Origin of the sequence: Alkalispirochaeta americana, from assembly GCF_900156105.1 — a bacterium.
Lineage (GTDB): Bacteria > Spirochaetota > Spirochaetia > DSM-27196 > Alkalispirochaetaceae > Alkalispirochaeta > Alkalispirochaeta americana.
This window is the reverse complement of record NZ_FTMS01000004.1, coordinates 47,776-61,748: the sequence shown is the minus strand read 5'-3', so window position 1 is coordinate 61,748 and position 13,973 is coordinate 47,776. Positions and strand designations below refer to the sequence as shown.

Sequence of the window (13,973 nt, the reverse complement as noted above, 5' to 3'; positions counted from 1 at the left end):
GGGTGTCGACAGCGTTATCCGCAGCAGGACGAAGGGGGAGCTGCGGTTGCCGAAAAGTCAAAGCCCACCACCTGGCTTATGGTGTGGGTTGTGGCAGAGAGAAGCTCCACCGTCTTTTCCCGAACCTCAAGAAAGGATTTCATGGCCGGATGGTTCTGCATTTCTGACTGGAGCGAACGAATTCCGGTGATGTCCTCCTGCGTCAGGGTCCCATCGATCTGTTTGCTGTGGAGGTCCTGGGCAAGCCGGGTATACTTCTGGCGCAGAGCCTGAAGGTCCTGGTTTGTCTCGAACTCCCGGGATGCTTTCTGGTATTCCAGGACGAGGGCCTCTTGCTCCAGTGCTTCGGCCAGGGCTTCCGTTGCCTGGTCCAGTTCGTGGGTCATGGTCTGGTTCATGGGGTGTATCCTTTCTGTGGAGGGTCAGCAGCAGCCGCCGGTCTGTTTGGTAAGATCCGCCAGGTCAAAACCCAGGCGCTCGGTCAGGCGTGCATTGGCGGAACGGACAAGGGCAACCAGCTGCTCCTGGGATGTGAAAAAGCGGGAGAGGGTGGGATTGGCGTCAACTTCCTCCTGGAGGGTTTCCGCTTCCAGGGAAGGAGGCGCTTCGCCGCAGCTGGAGGAGCTGCAACTCCCGGCGCTGGCGCAACTACCCTGCTGGACTGCCCGAAGCTGGTTCAGCAGGTGCTGGGCGTCGGGATCGTTCTGGTACGCCCCGGCTGCGGCCAGGTACTCCTGGTACTCCGGGGACTCTGTAAGGGCACGGGCGAAAAAATGGGCCGCATTGGGCAGATTCGTGTCGGCGGTCATGGTGCGTATCTCCTGGTACAGTGTGTGCCCCCCAGAATAACACAATCGGCTTTTGTTTCACCACCGCCCGCCAACAGAACCATTCAGGGAATGAAGCCCCTAGGGTTTCACCAAGCGAAAGCCATAGCCGTAATAGCGGTAGTGGGGAACCCCCTCGCTCCGGTTTGTTACGGCCAGGTTTGTGGAGAGACTCATCCACCCGCCGCCTCGGAGCGTTCGGAAGGCCGAGGGGAGAGGTTCCCAGAAATCGTAGCTCCATTCCCAGACGTTCCCGCTCATATCGTAGAGGCCCAGCTGGTTGGGCAGTTTGGTTCCTGCGGGACGGGTTGTTCTTCCGCTGGTACTGCTGAACCAGGCGTAATCGGCCATTCCCCCGGCGTCTTCCGGCGCTCCCGCCTCACCGGCGAAGCGCTGGCGATACCCCTGGCTATTCACTTCCCGGGGATTCAGGGCATCGGCCCCCAGGGCAGCCCACATCCACTCCATTTCTGTCGGCAGGCGGTAGCCGTCGCCGGACCAGTCCACGGTGGGATTATCCCAAGCCTCGTGGGGGTCGACAGGAATATCCTGGTAGGTCAGGGTCTCGAAGTCTACTCCCTCTACGTGGTAGAGGGGACTGCGGCCTTCGGCAAGGCTGAGCTTGTTGGCAAAGGCGATCGCATCGTACCAGCTCACCTGATCCACGGGGTGCTCTCCGGCTTCCGGTGCATCGGCGAAATGGCTGGGGTTTACCCCCATGATCAGGGAAAATTGATCCTGTGTTACGGGAACAGTGCCAATGAGAAAGGATCGCTCGATATGGATCTCCCCGGAAGGTGTTTCGTCCCGGAGAAAGGTACCGGCGGGAACCTCCCTGAAGGAAAAACCCAGCGGGCTGATCCAGGGTTGCTCCGCCGCAAGAACCCACTGGTCACGGTGAATCAGCGTCTCCTCCAGGCCGCTTACGGCTCTGTTTATGCCCTGATGGGACAACCCGAAGGGACGGCGATAGCTCCGGAGAACTGCCTCGGCAACATCGAGAAGGCCGTCGGTCCGGGCGGCAGCCAGAACCCAGTGGTTGCCGGCGCTGTCCTGGTGGTGTTCCCGGATTTCAGTGGTATAGAGGTGGGGACTCTGAAAGTGTTCGGCGATGTCCAGAAAAAATCTGTGAGGATCCCGGGTCTGAAGGCTGAGATGTGCCCGGATTGCTCTGCTCACCTGCAGACCGATATCCCGGCTGGCCCGCTCCTCGGCTGCCGCCCGGGTGGAGCCGGATCCCAGGCCGAAGAAATACGATTTTTCGGCCGGTGAATCGTCCCGGGGCGGAGTATCGACCCAGGAGGGATAGCTCTCATGGGCAACCCGGGCCAGTTGTGCTTCTGAAGGGGGCTCTTCCGGGGCTTCCGGAGCGGTGGCGCAAGCCCCCAGAAGGAGAACTGCTCCGGCCAGAAGGGCGGTCACGAAAGATCGTGGCCCGGGCCACGCCCGGAGTGCAACCCCGGGTGAGAAGTGCTTATTCAAAGTGGATCGATATTTCAACACGGCGATTTCTCCCTCCCCCCTCGGGGGTTGATCCGTCGGCCAGGGGCTGATCCCCTCCGGCTCCTGCAAGAGTGGTAATTTCAAGACCCGACGCACGCAGGTTGTCGGCCATGATGCGCGCCCGCCGCAGGGAGAGCTCCTGCAGCTCTGCCTCTTCCCCGGGTGCTCCCGTGGGGTTGGCGTGACCCAGAACATCCACGGCCCGGTAGGACAAGGTCTGGAGCTCCTGAAAGAGTGTAGTGCTCAGGGACCGGAGCGCTACCTGGTGTGCTCGCGAGAGCTGAGCCGTCTCGGGCAGAAACTGGAAGATCGTGATATGCATCATTTCGGGGGTTTGGACCACCTGAATGTTGTCGCCGTCGTAATTTTCCAGGTTGAGCTCGCTCAGCCGCCACTGGAACCGAAGGGCTTCAACCACGTCCCGGCTCTGAATGGTCCGAAGAAGATCCTCCGGGTTGTATTGGCTTTCCCGGGCGTAGCGTACTGCTGCAGCGTGGATCAAATGAAGACCGTAGGGTTTGGGGTACTCCAGAAGGACCCAGGTGGTCTCGCCCAGGGAGAGGATCTCTGTTTCCACGGCTCCCCGGAGGGTGTTTTCCTCAAAGAAGGAGGACATCAGGGTCAGAGTCTCGAGCAGACGGGGATCTGTTGCGCCGATTACGGTGGCTCCCGTTCTGACCTGGCCACGCAACTGGCGGAGAATCTCCTGCCGGGCCGATTCCAGGGCCTCTTCCCGGGAGGATCCCCGGCCTTTTCCGTAGTAGGCATCGTCGGAGAAGGGTGTTCTCCGCGTCCATTCGGGGGCCTCGCCAAAGGCGGCAAGGCACACTCCCAGTGCAAAGACCAGGAGTAACGTAGATCGAACCATTTTTATCTTCCCTTCCATATCAGTCTTCCCCCCGGAACTCGATATGTCAAGCTTTTTTGGGATACGGCCAGGTCAGGCGAAGGGGACGCCCTGGCCGATTGGATTGAATACTCCTCATCTTTCTCGACAAACCGTGCTAGAAGAATATCCCCTGGTTCTCGGGAAAACCAGGTCAGTCCTGGTTTCTCGATACCCGGAAGAACCGGTTTTTGTCGTCGGAGGGTGCTTGACAGCGCATCAGGTCTGGTTCTAGCATGGTCGCCTATTGTCGAGTGGCCGGTATCGGAGATTAGCGAGTGAGTCCCACCCCAGGAGGTACGTCATGATAGCAACCGTCACCATCAACCCAGCGATCGATGAAACGGTAGAGATTCCCGGCTTCAGGCCGGATGCGGTTAATCGGGTTAACACCTGCCTGAGCCATGCCGGGGGCAAGGGTGTGAACGTTGCAGCGGCACTGGCCGATTATGGAGTGTCCGTTTGCGCCACCGGTTTCTTGGGGACCGAGAACGATGCGATCTTTCGCACTCTCATGAGTACCAAGGGGATCGAGGATCACTTCCTTCGGATTCCTGGAAGCACCCGGAGGGGAATCAAGATTGTGGACTCCGTCGCCGGAACAACAACAGACATAAACTACCCCGGCCTCACCCCCGAACTCAGGGAACTCGATGAGTTTCATGGAGTCGTACGTGAAATTGTTCGGAGTTGTGAATGGATTGTAGTCACCGGAAGCATTCCACCGGGAGTGCCGGAAACGATCTACGCCGATATCGTGCGAATTGCGCGCGACCAGGGCTGTCGTACGGCACTCGACACCAGCGGGGCGGCCCTTCGCCATGCAGTTGATGCCGGACCAAGCTTTGTCAAGCCGAATGTCCATGAGCTGGCCGAGTACGCCGGACGACCGATTGATGGAATAGCGGATATACGTGCCGAGGCACGGGGGCTCATAGAGAAGGGTGTGTCGCTGGTTGCGATCTCGATGGGGGAGGAAGGAGCGTTGCTACAGGATGCTGATGGTGCGGTGCGGGTTTACCCTGCAAAGGTTGATGTCCGCAGCACCGTTGGAGCTGGTGATGCAATGGTGGCCGGCATTCTGGCCGGTTTCATCGCCTCCTCTGTTGCGTCAGGGGCAGAGGGAGTGGCAGCCCCCGTCGCTCCTGAACTTGAGAGCCTGGCCAGCCTCGGTGCTGCATTCTCGGCGGCCGCATTGAGTCACCCTGGAACGGGCATTCAGAGCCCGGATGATGTACAGCGTTATCGCAGAGGATTACGGGTAGAGCGGCTTTAGGCCGCTCTGTCCCTGTTTCCGCCCCCCTTTCTGCACAGATTTCTCCGCTTCAGAGGTCTCCTGCCAAATCACCTTCTCTCTGCTACTGCCAAGTTCGTGGTGCTATTTATTGCGGGTCGGGCGATTCCGGGTGAGCATGGAACTACAAAAGATTACTGGAGGGCTATGCAATGGAACCAGCGACAATGGGCGCACAGGCGCGAATTCAGCGTTTCGGACGTTTTCTCAGTGGAATGGTCATGCCGAACATCGGCGCATTTATCGCGTGGGGACTCATCACGGCTATGTTTATCCCCACCGGGTGGATTCCCAACGAAAGACTGTCGGAACTCGTTGGGCCCATGATCCTGTACCTCTTGCCGCTGTTAATTGGTTTCACCGGTGGCCGGATTGTCTGGAACATTCGCGGTGGTGTAGTTGGCGCCATAGCAACCATGGGCGTGATTGTCGGTGCCGACATCCCCATGTTCCTTGGTGCTATGATGATGGGCCCGCTCGGCGGCTGGGTCATGAAAAAGTTTGACGAGACAGTTGAACCCCACGTGCCGGTTGGTTTTGAGATGCTGGTGAACAATTTCTCGGCTGGCATTCTGGGGAGCCTGCTTGCGGTGGTGGCGCTGCTGGTTATTAACCCGGCAGTTAACACTCTGACCTCGGTGTTGCAGATCGGCGTTGAGGCCATCGTGAATCTCGGACTGCTTCCGGCCGCATCGCTGTTCATTGAGCCGGGAAAGATCCTGTTCCTGAACAACGCAATCAACCACGGTATCCTTGGACCTCTTGGTGCAGCTCAGGTGCAGGACCTGGGACAATCGATCTACTTCCTCCTTGAAACCAATCCGGGGCCGGGCCTGGGTATCCTTCTGGCATACTTCGTATTCTCCAAGGGGGCCGTCAAAAACTCAACTCCCGGATCGGTCATCATCCACTTCTTTGGCGGTATTCATGAGATCTATTTCCCCTATGTTCTGATGAACCCCACCCTCATTCTGGCCGTTATTGCCGGTGGCGCCTCCGGTGTGGCGACCTTCTGGATGCTGGGAGCAGGTGCGGTTGCAACCCCCTCACCCGGCAGCATCATCGCCCTGATGGCAGTTGCTCCTCGTGGCGGACACATCGCGATTCTTGCAGGTGTGATCGTTTCAACCGCCGTGAGCTTTGCGGTGGCAATGCCCTTTGTGCGCAGCTTCACCCGTCGTCAGGTAGACGGTGAGGCCGATCTCGCGAGGGCTCAAGATCAGATGAAGCAGATCAAGGGCCTGGGCAAGGTAGAGAAGATCGTCTTTGCCTGTGACGCCGGAATGGGTTCCAGTGCCATGGGTGCCAACCGTTTGAAGAAGAAGCTCAAGGCCGCAGGTCTCACACCGGTTGTTGAGCATGTCTCGGTCGATGACATTCCGCAGGACGCTCAGCTCGTGATCTCCCACGTGAACCTGACCGAACGTGCCCGTGCAAGCGCACCCCACGCACGTCACTTCAGCATCACCAATTTTGTGAACGCTCCGGAGTACGACGATATCGTAAAAGAACTTTCAGGAAAATCCGGGGAGTAGGCGGGAATGGCAGGATTTGTTGAACGCGTCATAGCAACCAGGACCATCGCCGTCAGGCAGGCAACCTCCGATTGGGAGGCTGCCGTGCGGCTTGGCGGTGAGATGATGAAGAGCGCCGGTCTCGTTGAGCAGTCATACATTGATGCGATGGTTGATAATCACAAGAAGATAGGACCCTACTACGTCCTGGCTCCCGGCATCGCCATGCCGCATGCCAAGCCGGAAGAGGGTGTCCGTAAGACCGGATACGCCGTGGTCACTCTGGCTCAGCCCGTGAGCTTTGGAGACCCCGAGAACGATCCGGTAGATCTTCTTATTTTTGCGGGAGCAATCAGCAGGGAAGACCACAACGAAGAGGTAGTGCCCCAGGTGGCCGAGCTTTGTGACAGTGAAAGTTATGTAGCAAGACTGCGTGGGGCTCCTACGGTTGAGGCGGCCATCTCTGTTTTGCGCGATTTCGAACGAGCCTTTGAAGCGGGGGAACTGTGATATGAGAAGCTTTGGAGCCCGTCTCTACGGGAAGAAGGATATACGGGTTGAGGCCTTTGAACTGCCCCCGATCAGGGAGGACGAAATCCTGGTCCGGGTATACGCCGACAGTCTCTGCATGAGCACGCTTAAGGCCGCAACGCTTGCTTCGGATCACAAGCGCGTGCCGGAAAACCTCTCGGAGCATCCTGTTCTTTTGGGGCATGAACTCGCCGGTGAACTGGTTGAGGTTGGAGCGGCGTGGAAGAACAAGTATGAAGCCGGACAGCGTTTCACCATCCAGCCCGCCCTGAACTATCGGGGAAGCATGGATTCTCCCGGATACTCCTACGAGTTCTGTGGTGGTGATGCCACGTACATGATACTTCCCCGAGAGCTCATGGAAGTTGATTGCCTGTTACCGCACACCGTGTCCGATCACTTCCGGGCAGCCCTGGCAGAACCGTACTCCTGTGTCATTGGTGCGGCACGAGGGCTGTTCCGAACGGACCGCAGCAGCCATAACCATTACATGGGCATACGCACCGGCGGTTCCATGGCAATTCTCGGGGGCGGTGGCCCCATGGGCCTGGCGGCAATTGATTACGCATTAAGCGGCCCCCAGCGTCCGGCCAAACTGGTGGTGACGGACCTTGACCAGGACAGGCTGAGCCGTGCCAGGCGGATATTCCAGCCGGTTGCGGCGGATCGGGGTATCAGCCTCTTCTTTGTGAATCCCTCTACCGTTGATGATGGCACGCCGGAGGCGGCCGAACGGGAGTTGCGGAGAATTTCGGGCGGGGATGGCTATGACGACATCCTGGTGATGGTGCCGGTTGTGGAGTTGCTCGAGCAGGCTGATCGTCTCCTGGGCTTCAACGGCTGTCTCAGCTTTTTTGCAGGCCCCACCGACACGGCCTTTTGTGCGAAGTTGAACTATTACGGGGTACACTACCTGGAGCATCACATCATTGGAACAACCGGTGGAACCGTGGATGATGAGAAGGAAGCTCTGGAACTGCTGGAAAAGGGACTCACCCGGCCCCAGGCACTGGTCACTCATGTTGGTGGCCTCAACGCGGTGCCCGGTGCGACATTGAACCTTGATACCCTTCCCGGAGGAAAGAAGCTGGTCTATCCGGGGGTGTATCTGCCGCTGGTTGCACTCGATGAACTTGATCAGATCGCTGCCGGGGATCGCTGGTACGAGCCCCTGGCGCAACTCGTCTCGAGCGCCGACGGCCTCTGGAGCGGTGAAGCCGAGCGATGGCTGCTGGCAAACGCGCCGGCAATCGAGGAAAAATGTAGATAGGTAAATCGCAGGATCGTCGGCTTTGGGGCCATACCGACGGCGAGAGCGCTGATTGCCCGGGAGGGCGAGCGGGATCATCGGCCCGGGGCCGACTCCAAGGGAGAGAGAATCGTGATCGAAGAAACCGTACAAGTGGTCACTGAGGAAGGGCTTCATACCAGACCAGCCAATCAGTTTGTGAAATTGGCAAAAGGATTTGACTCCCTCATCACCATTACCAAAGGTGAGAAAACTGCTACCGGCACGAGCCTGCTCAAGATCATGAAGCTGGGCGTTGTGCAGGGAGATACCGTAACCCTCGCGGTCAATGGTGAGGATGAACAGCAGGCAATGGAGGCGGTTCGGGCTCTTCTGCTCGGCACAGGCCAGGGCGGTGAGGGAACCATGGGTGAGACATCATGATGAAAGGTATCCCCGCCTCGGCCGGTGTGGGTGTCGGGCGCGCGGTGGTGCTGGTTGAACGGGAAGTCCCGCCAGAGCCAGACCCGGGCTCCGGCGCCTGCCAGACCCGGATGCGTGAAGAAGAGCGACAGCGCTTTCTCCAGGGACGGGAAGCGGCGCTGGCCTACTACAGGGAACTAACCGAAAATGTGCGCGCCACTGCCGGAGACGACGAGGCAGCTATCTTTGAAGGACACCTTGAGATCCTTGGGAGTGAGGACCTTGAGGAAGGTGTTGAGGAACTTCTGTCCGCGCGAATCCGGCCTGCCGAGGCCGCGGTTCACGCCTTCTGTGAGGCAACAGCCAGGGAGTTTGAGGAACTTGAATCCGAATATTTCCGTCAGCGGGCCTCGGATATTCGTGACATCGGCCGGCGGCTGGCCGAAGCAATTCATTTCGGTGAAATTGCAGGCTCGACTGACCTGGTCGAGGAAAGCGTGATTATCGCTGATGAGCTCAGCCCCTCGGCAACGGCGCGGCTTGATCTGGGCAAGGTCGCGGCGCTGGTCACGGTTAAGGGAGGGCGGACATCACACGCAGCGATTCTCGCACGCTCCCTGGCCATCCCGTGCGTTACCGGTGTTTCAGGATTGCTGAGCCGGATAAAGGGCCATGAGCTCGTCGCAGTAGATGGGGACCGGGGTGAGGTCTGGACCGCCCTCGACGAGCACAGGGATAGGCAGATCCTCCATGATTTCAGATCTCGGGCTGCCGCATCACGGCGTTTTGTTGAGCACAGACGGCTCTGGAGCAAAGAGCACCCGGCCGCAACCGCAGACGGCCGTGCGGTAATGCTGTCCGCCAACGTTGGCAGTATTGCAGAGGCCGAGGCGGCTCGCGAGATTGGTGCGGAAGGATCCGGGTTGGTACGGAGTGAGTTCTTCTTCATGCGATGCACCGGCTACCCAAGCCGCGATGACCAGCGTGTCGAGTATGGCGGAATCTGTGAGGCCCTGTCTCCGCATGGGGTGACAATCCGCCTCCTGGACTGCGGAGCAGACAAGCCCTTGCCCTACGCCGGGCAAAAAGCAGAGGATAATCCTTACCTGGGCGAACGGGGTATCCGGTTTTTGATGGAGCGACCGGAGCAGTTGCACGCGCAGGTCGCGGCAATAGCAGACTGTGCGGACGAAGGACATCCGGTTAAACTGATGATTCCCATGGTGATCTCCCCCGGGGAGGTTCGCACAGTGCGTGAGCAGGTGCAGGGTGATCTTCAGATTGGAATCATGGTGGAGACTCCGGCATCGGTGCTGGCGCTGCACCATCTCCTGCCGCTGGTGGATTTTGTAAGCATCGGTACCAATGATTTAACACAGTACATTCTGGCAGTGGATCGGGGTAATGCCGGCGTTGCCAGGCTGTATCAGGAGTTTCATCCGGCTGTTCTCGCAGCCATCAACCAGGTCGTTGTGCAGAGTCACGCTGCGGGGGTATCGGTGAGCGTCTGTGGTGATATGGCAAGCCGTCCCGACTCCGCCATAGCTTTGCTTGCGCTGGGTGTCGATCAGCTGAGTTCCGGGATCGACGCTATTCCAGAGATCAAGGCCACAATTGCACAGGTGAGTTCGCACCAGCTGCAGGCACTCACAGAGAAGCTCCTCGGGGCGTCTGAGGCAGCAGTGGCAGCGGCCCACGCCGCAGAATTGACGGCCGCAGTGCAATGGCCCTGGGAGTAGCAGTATGGAGGACCGGTTTCCGCTCATTCTGCAGCTGCTCTCTGGCGAAACGGACTACATCACCATTGAGCGGATTGCCGAAATAACCGGCGCCGGGGTGCGAACCATTCACCGTGATATCGAGCGTCTGGAAAGAAGCCTTGCGCTACGCGGGATCCGTCTCGAGCGGCGGCGCGGGTACGGCGTGCGGCTGATTGATGCGCTTCCGGGTGATTTCTCGCCGGGCGTTGCAGATCATCCAGCTCGCGCCGGTGTCGCAAGTCGGCGCCCCTTCCTTATCCTTCTATATCTGATCGCCTCGGGAAGATGGATCAAGATCTCGGAACTTGCGCACTCGCTTATGGTCAGTGACTCCTCGGTTAGTTCCGACCTCTCTGTTCTGGAGCCACACTTGGCCCCCGGTGTCGGTATCGGACGCCAGAAGGGTGTGGGCGTTCGGCTGGAGTGTGACGAGTATCGGGCGCGAATGCTCTTTCTTTCCGTCTTTCCCCGGATATTCCCGCGCAACCTGGTCGTGCGGGAGACGAAACGGGGGGATTATGGGAGGGTAAAACAGGAACGAACAGCGGCCGGGCGTTTGCTTTCATCCCTGGGGATATACAACCCTGCGGGACAAATCATGCGGGGAATCGCAGCTGCGGAAGAGTCCTGCGGATTTCGATTTGCCCCCTCCTTCTCCAGCCTCGTGTACGGTTACATGTATGTCGTCAGACGCAGGCTCCCGGAGTTGGGACCTGTAACAGGGATCCCGCAATCTCAGATAGAAACCCCGCAACTTTTTCTTGATGCAGCCAGGATTGCGGCGACCGCCGCCTTTGGGGATATGCTGGGAGGACCGACCCCCGGTGGCGAAATTGAGGTTCTCGGCCGCCTTCTTTCAGCTGCTGAGGCTGCCGAGATCCCGGACATCGAGGTAAGTGTGGTGACCGGGAGCATAGGTCCCGGTGTGGATGCGGTCCTGGAACGGACACTTACCGCCGTAGAGCAACGTGAACACCTCTGGTTACACGACGACCGCTCGCTGTTGAACTATCTGCGCATGAGTATTGCGGCGGCTGTGCGGCGTGTTTCCCTGGGCATACCTCGATGGAGCGAGTTTTCCAATGCTGATTTGGTCGAGCTGGAACAGTTACCAAACGAGCGGGATGACTATGGATTGCTCCTGGATGAGGTGCTCCGTGAGTTTGGCGGGATGCTCTCCGGGGCGCCGCACCTTCGCGCTTTGCTGGCTAACGAACTAGGCGAGGCCGGGTTCGCCTTATCTGCGAAACTCTCGGGACTTCGCCGGAGGCGTTCGGCGGATCTCCGGGTGAAGATCATGTGTTACGAAGGGTTGGGAATGTCGTCGTATCTGGCCGCTATCACTCGTGAGCTCTTACCTCCGGGTGCTCTCGTTGATACCCGCTGGGCGGGCCGCCTGCAAGCTGAAGAAATCTCGACCGGATATGATCTGGTGATCTCCACTTTTCCTGTAGAGATCGGTGACACTCCAGGTATTGTTGTGACCGGTGATACATCCCCGCAACAGCTTCGGGAGACCATAGCAGAAGCGGTGCGCGGGCTTGGCCGTCGGGTGATATCCCCGAAATCATCTGACACCCCCGGACCCGCATCTCCCCCGGGGCCACCCAAGGGCAGTGGCGCTTTTGATTCGGCGGCGCTCTCGCTGCCAACCATCATGAACATGGTTTACGGATTCTTCGTGGCGGAGTTGCCGGCAAATGCTGATGCAACTGTGGTTGCCGTTGAATATCTTACCCGTCGGGGAGATTGCGATCCACAACAACTCCAGGCGGATTTCGAACGGCGCGAGTCCTACGGGAGTCTCGTTTTCGAGGAGTATAATATTCAAATACTGCACTGTAGATCGAAGGGCGTCCCGGAACCCCGGGCAGGCGTACTACGGTGCGGGGCGACTCTTCCGACCGTGCTGGTCCTTGTGGCACCGCCATCAACTCCTGCGCCACAGACGCAGGTCCTGTCCGAGTTGGTAGTCGCGCTGAGCGATCACCCGGGGTTCGCTCACCATCTCATCCACAGTGATCGTGCGGAGATCCAGACAGCGCTTTTGAGCCTCTTCGGTCGTCGGGCTCTGCTTCCCTGATGCCTGATACCTGATGCCTGATACCTGACAGAGGCGGTATCTCTCCTGGATTACCCCCGGATTTCGAGCAACCCGGCAAGCCGCCGGTAAATCAGCTCCGGATGCGAGACGGCCAGTGTGAGCCCCGCGCCGTCGACCGGTTCTATGCAGACGGCGGGGTTGAGCCTCCGGAAGATTTCCAGGTAGTTGAGAGGAGTTGTGGGGTTGTGATCACCGTGCATGAGAAGCGTGGGCATCGGTAAACCGGAAACAAGGGGGCTCCAATCGTCCAGCATCATGCGCAGATCCAGCTCGAACCCGGCCCCGAGTTGATTGAGGTAGAAGCTGTAGCTTCCAATGATGCCGGAACGAAGACCAGGACGTTTCATTACGGCTGCGTCCGGTTCCAGCCCCTTGAAGATAACATCGGTCCAGCGCTCTACGCCCAGGCGCCGGGTGCGGATGGTGAGGAGCCTGGTCATGAGACGGGCCAGCCACGGAGCCTGCCGCGCTGCCTGAAGGAAGATCGCCTGGTGCTCCGGCATGGCATTAATCTGCTCCAGTTCCCTGAAAGGGGGGGCTGCGGACACCCCGAGAAGGCAGCGCAGGTGTCCGGGGTATCGGTGAAGCCACGCGAGAGCCGGGATGAGGCCCACTTCATGTGCCAGAAGAGCCACCGGCGTGATTGCTGACTGCCCGAGATACGCCTGAAGATCCCTGATATGACAGCTCAGGATATCCTCGTCTTTGGAAGGAACCTGGGTTCGTCCGTAACCGGGTCGTTCCACAGCATGGATATCCAGGCGGTTTTCGCGGGCCCACCGTCTGTCCGCAGCATACTCACCGGCACCGAAGGAGGGGCCATGAAAGAGGATGACCGTCTTTCCGGAGGGGTCGCCAAAGCGGCGGTACCCCACAGGCCGGCCGTCGCGGAGAAAACTGCCCAGCTCCAGGGGGAACTCCCGGGAGTTTTGGGGCAAGGGGCCACTGGTGCCGCCCCCCGGCTCTTCGTGGGCCGCAGCGGTAGCAGCGGCTGCAGCCGCCATGGTTGCGGCCTCCAGCTGGGTGTCTGCTCCAAGTTTCTGCAAAATGCTCTTGACCTGCTGCCGTACTGTCCCGGTAGAGCGGAAGCGCTGTGCCGCAATCTGTTCGCTTGTCTGTCCCCAGGAGAGGCCCCTGAGAACTTCACGCTCGCTCGCCGAGAGGCCAAAGAGCTCCGCCAGGGCGTGATCCACCGAATCGGGCCAGTAGTTCTGGAGTGCCCTGAGGAGAAAAGCCTGATATCCGGGGCTGTAGGTGCCGGAAAAGAGGACCGGAAGGTTGCGTGAGGCTGGTGTGGCGCGGAAGGCCTTAATAAGGCTCGCCCCGGGTGCTGTTGCAAGACGCCGGGCAAAGCGGTCGAAATCGTCTCTGCTAATCTGCAGGGCGCTTAAGCCGTCGCCAATTGCGAGGCCGAACAAGGCCGATGCCGGGGCGTTGGCCGCCAGGATCTGACCGGACCTGGCCAGTGCCAGTGCTGCAGCACCGTGATTGTTCACCAGGGCGTACAACTGATCATCTGCTGAGCTATCTGCCTCCAGCTCTATGAGCGCGGTGGAGAGCTCAAGCGCGATATGGGCCGGCAACTCGCTGGTGCTTTGCAGGAGCGGCAGCAGCTCACGCGAGAGGCGCTCGAACTCTTCCGTACCGTCAGCCACGGCGCGCACCAGCGCCTTAAGGCGTGGTGAACTCCCCTGTCCGGAGGTGGTGTCCTGCGAAGATCCCGGGGTCCCGATAAGCATTTCCCGGATAATATACTAAAACCCCTGACCCCCGGGGGAGGTTTTCGTGACAGTTCCGGCCGTGATTCGGGGCATTCGGCGAATTCCTGAGTAAAATTATATGCTTTTATACCATATGGTAGATGTCCTGCGTCCGACTCTGTGGAATTTTCAATTACAGACTA

12 protein-coding genes are annotated in these 13,973 nt (G+C 59.2%); 7 read left to right on the top strand and 5 right to left on the bottom strand.

Annotation, left to right across the window (positions count from 1 at the left end; translation table 11 throughout):
- Window positions 1-14 precede the first annotated feature (14 nt).
- From BW950_RS04075 to BW950_RS04060, 4 genes are all read right to left on the bottom strand, one after another.
- On the bottom strand, window positions 15-398 hold the full coding sequence (locus BW950_RS04075; RefSeq protein WP_076488021.1) for a YlbF/YmcA family competence regulator: 384 nt from the start codon (window positions 396-398) through the stop codon (window positions 15-17).
- 24 nt (window positions 399-422) lie between these two features.
- Entirely contained in the window at window positions 423-809 is a 387-nt protein-coding gene (locus BW950_RS04070; protein WP_076488020.1) for a YlbF/YmcA family competence regulator, read from the bottom strand.
- Between the two features lie 99 nt (window positions 810-908).
- The gene (locus BW950_RS04065; protein ID WP_076488019.1) at window positions 909-2,249 is read right to left on the bottom strand and encodes a formylglycine-generating enzyme family protein; all 1,341 of its coding nucleotides are present in this window, start codon (window positions 2,247-2,249) and stop codon (window positions 909-911) included.
- Between the two features lie 52 nt (window positions 2,250-2,301).
- Entirely contained in the window at window positions 2,302-3,198 is an 897-nt protein-coding gene (locus BW950_RS04060; RefSeq protein ID WP_159438715.1) for an OmpA family protein, read from the bottom strand.
- A 322-nt stretch (window positions 3,199-3,520) separates the two neighbouring features.
- Between BW950_RS04060 and pfkB the strand changes: the two genes are divergently transcribed.
- The 7 genes from pfkB (at window position 3,521) to BW950_RS04025 (ending at window position 12,049) form a co-directional block, all read left to right on the top strand.
- Window positions 3,521-4,492 carry a 1-phosphofructokinase gene (gene pfkB / locus BW950_RS04055; RefSeq protein WP_076488017.1) on the top strand — a complete coding sequence of 324 codons (972 nt, stop codon included), beginning with the start codon at window positions 3,521-3,523 and terminating at the stop codon, window positions 4,490-4,492.
- A gap of 170 nt (window positions 4,493-4,662) precedes the next feature.
- Entirely contained in the window at window positions 4,663-6,045 is a 1,383-nt protein-coding gene (locus tag BW950_RS04050) for a PTS mannitol transporter subunit IIBC (protein ID WP_076488016.1), read from the top strand.
- Between the two features lie 6 nt (window positions 6,046-6,051).
- A complete protein-coding gene (locus BW950_RS04045; protein WP_076488015.1) occupies window positions 6,052-6,534 on the top strand; it encodes a PTS sugar transporter subunit IIA in 483 nt (160 codons plus the stop codon).
- A 1-nt stretch (window position 6,535) separates the two neighbouring features.
- Window positions 6,536-7,825, top strand: coding sequence for an alcohol dehydrogenase catalytic domain-containing protein (locus BW950_RS04040; RefSeq protein ID WP_076488014.1), 1,290 nt, complete (start codon window positions 6,536-6,538; stop codon window positions 7,823-7,825).
- 111 nt (window positions 7,826-7,936) lie between these two features.
- The gene (locus BW950_RS04035) at window positions 7,937-8,227 is read left to right on the top strand and encodes an HPr family phosphocarrier protein (protein WP_076488013.1); all 291 of its coding nucleotides are present in this window, start codon (window positions 7,937-7,939) and stop codon (window positions 8,225-8,227) included.
- A complete protein-coding gene (ptsP, locus tag BW950_RS04030; protein WP_076488012.1) occupies window positions 8,224-9,945 on the top strand; it encodes a phosphoenolpyruvate--protein phosphotransferase in 1,722 nt (573 codons plus the stop codon). The genes BW950_RS04035 and ptsP overlap by 4 nt, the downstream gene beginning before the upstream one ends.
- A gap of 4 nt (window positions 9,946-9,949) precedes the next feature.
- The gene (locus tag BW950_RS04025; protein WP_076488011.1) at window positions 9,950-12,049 is read left to right on the top strand and encodes an HTH domain-containing protein; all 2,100 of its coding nucleotides are present in this window, start codon (window positions 9,950-9,952) and stop codon (window positions 12,047-12,049) included.
- 50 nt (window positions 12,050-12,099) lie between these two features.
- Here the strand turns inward: BW950_RS04025 and BW950_RS04020 are convergent, their stop codons facing one another.
- Window positions 12,100-13,809, bottom strand: coding sequence for an alpha/beta fold hydrolase (locus BW950_RS04020; RefSeq protein WP_076488010.1), 1,710 nt, complete (start codon window positions 13,807-13,809; stop codon window positions 12,100-12,102).
- Between the last annotated feature and the right edge of the window lie 164 nt (window positions 13,810-13,973).